General features: G+C 48.0%; 1 rRNA gene. It reads left to right on the forward strand.

Features of this window, described 5'->3' with window-relative positions:
- Nucleotides 1–325 precede the first annotated feature (325 nt).
- Nucleotides 326–3,214 (forward strand): 23S ribosomal RNA (locus tag OW492_RS16860).
- Nucleotides 3,215–3,239 lie beyond the last annotated feature (25 nt).

Raw genomic sequence — 3,239 nt, forward strand, 5'->3', positions numbered from 1 at the left:
CACTGCTCTTTAACAATTAGGAAAGCTGATAAATGTTCTTATTTATCGCACAAAAACAATGACACTTCGGTGTTGATTGGTGTGATAAATAAAACGAAATGTTTAATTCATTACGATGAATTAAACGAGTTCTCAATATTAAAACCTCGGTTTTAGTATTGTAATCAAGCAAAAATAAAATGCACATTACATGCAAATGTAATGAGTACGTATCTACACACTCTTTGAGTGTTAGGTGCACGAAAAACGTAAACGTTTTTCATATGTAAATATGAGAGTCGCAAGCGTCTTGGAAACAACATATAACACTCTTTAGGTGTTGTATGGTTAAGTGAATAAGCGTGCACGGTGGATGCCTAGGCAATTAGAGGCGATGAAGGACGTGGTAATCTGCGATAAGTCCAGGGGAGTTGATAACAAGCGTTATATCCTGGAATTTCCGAATGGGGCAACCCGGCACTTAGTGTCATCGTTATGTGAATACATAGCATAGCGAAGCAAACGAGGGGAACTGAAACATCTAAGTACCCTTAGGAAAAGAAATCAACCGAGATTCCGAAAGTAGCGGCGAGCGAAATCGGAACAGCCCTTAAGCTGTTTAAAAGTTAGTGGAAGGCTCTGGAAAGTGCCACGGTACAGGGTGATAGTCCCGTACACAAAAACTTCTTTACAGTGAAAACGAGTAAGTCGGGACACGAGAAATCCTGATTGAATATGGGGGGACCATCCTCCAAGGCTAAATACTCCTAATTGACCGATAGTGAACCAGTACCGTGAGGGAAAGGCGAAAAGAACCCCTGTGAGGGGAGTGAAATAGAACCTGAAACCGTGTACGTACAAGCAGTAGGAGCGGATTTATTCCGTGACTGCGTACCTTTTGTATAATGGGTCAACGACTTAATTTCAGTAGCAAGGTTAACCATTTAGGGGAGCCGTAGGGAAACCGAGTCTTAACTGGGCGAATAGTTGCTGGGATTAGACCCGAAACTTGGTGATCTAGCCATGAGCAGGTTGAAGATTGAGTAACATCAATTGGAGGACCGAACCCACTAATGTTGAAAAATTAGGGGATGACTTGTGGCTGGGGGTGAAAGGCCAATCAAACCAAGAGATAGCTGGTTCTCCTCGAAAGCTATTTAGGTAGCGCCTCATGTATCACTGTTGGGGGTAGAGCACTGTTAAGGCTAGGGGGTCATCCCGACTTACCAACCCTTTGCAAACTCCGAATACCAACAAGTGCAATCATGGGAGACACACGGCGGGTGCTAACGTCCGTCGTGGAAAGGGAAACAACCCAGACCGCCAGCTAAGGTCCCAAAGTATATGTTAAGTGGGAAACGATGTGGGAAGGCTTAGACAGCTAGGAAGTTGGCTTAGAAGCAGCCATCTTTTAAAGAAAGCGTAATAGCTCACTAGTCGAGTCGGCCTGCGCGGAAGATTTAACGGGGCTAAACATATCACCGAAGCTGCGGACGCGTATTTATACGCGTGGTAGAGGAGCGTTCTGTAAGCCGTCGAAGGGAAAGGTGTAAACCATCCTGGAGGTATCAGAAGTGCGAATGTTGACATGAGTAACGATAAGGGGGGTGAAAAACCTCCCCGCCGGAAGACCAAGGGTTCCTGTCCAACGTTAATCGGGGCAGGGTGAGTCGACCCCTAAGGCGAGGCCGAAAGGCGTAGTCGATGGGAAACGGGTTAATATTCCCGTACCCTTATATTTTGCGATGGGAGGACGGAGAAGGCTAGGTGGGCCTGGCGATGGTTGTCCAGGTTCAAGAGTGTAGGCGGGAGATTTAGGTAAATCCGGATTTCTATTAACGCTGAGACTCGATGTCGAGCTACTAAGGTAGTGAAGTCATTGATGCCATACTTCCAGGAAAAGTCTCTAAGCTTCAGAAATATAAGGATCGTACCCCAAACCGACACAGGTGGTCAGGTAGAGAATACCAAGGCGCTTGAGAGAACTCGGGTGAAGGAACTAGGCAAAATGGTACCGTAACTTCGGGAGAAGGTACGCCCTTGACGGTGATGAGACTTGCTCTCTAAGCTGTTGGGGGCCGAAGATACCAGATGGCTGCAACTGTTTATTAAAAACACAGCACTCTGCTAAATCGTAAGATGACGTATAGGGTGTGACGCCTGCCCGGTGCCGGAAGGTTAATTGATGTGGTTAGACTTAGGTCGAAGCTATTGATCGAAGCCCCGGTAAACGGCGGCCGTAACTATAACGGTCCTAAGGTAGCGAAATTCCTTGTCGGGTAAGTTCCGACCTGCACGAATGGCGTAATGATGGCCATGCTGTCTCCACCCGAGACTCAGTGAAGTTGAAATCGCAGTGAAGATGCTGTGTACCCGCGGCTAGACGGAAAGACCCCGTGAACCTTTACTATAGCTTAGCAGTGAACTTAGAGCCTACATGTGTAGGATAGGTGGGAGGCTTTGAAACCGCGTCGCCAGATGCGGTGGAGCCAACCTTGAAATACCACCCTTGTATGTTTTGAGTTCTAACCATGGCCCCTGAATCGGGGTTTGGGACACTGTTTGGTGGGTAGTTTGACTGGGGCGGTCTCCTCCCAAAGAGTAACGGAGGAGTACGAAGGTTGGCTAATCACGGTCGGACATCGTGAGGTTAGTACAATGGTATAAGCCAGCTTAACTGCGAGACAGACACGTCGAGCAGGTACGAAAGTAGGTCATAGTGATCCGGTGGTTCTGAATGGAAGGGCCATCGCTCAACGGATAAAAGGTACTCCGGGGATAACAGGCTGATACCGCCCAAGAGTTCATATCGACGGCGGTGTTTGGCACCTCGATGTCGGCTCATCACATCCTGGGGCTGAAGTCGGTCCCAAGGGTATGGCTGTTCGCCATTTAAAGTGGTACGCGAGCTGGGTTTAGAACGTCGTGAGACAGTTCGGTCCCTATCTGCCGTGGGCGTTTGAGAATTGAGAGGAGCTGCTCCTAGTACGAGAGGACCGGAGTGGACGAACCGCTGGTGTTCGGGTTGTTATGCCAATAGCATTGCCCGGTAGCTACGTTCGGAATCGATAACCGCTGAAAGCATCTAAGCGGGAAGCGAGCCTCAAGATGAGTTCTCACTGGAACTTTAAGTTCCCTGAAGGGCCGTTGGAGACTACAACGTTGATAGGCAAGGTGTGTAAGTGCGGTAACGTATTGAGCTAACTTGTACTAATTACCCGTGAGGCTTAACCATACAACACCTAAGTAGTGTTGCTGTT

This window comes from Psychromonas sp. 14N.309.X.WAT.B.A12 (assembly GCF_030397575.1).
Taxonomy (GTDB): domain Bacteria; phylum Pseudomonadota; class Gammaproteobacteria; order Enterobacterales; family Psychromonadaceae; genus Psychromonas.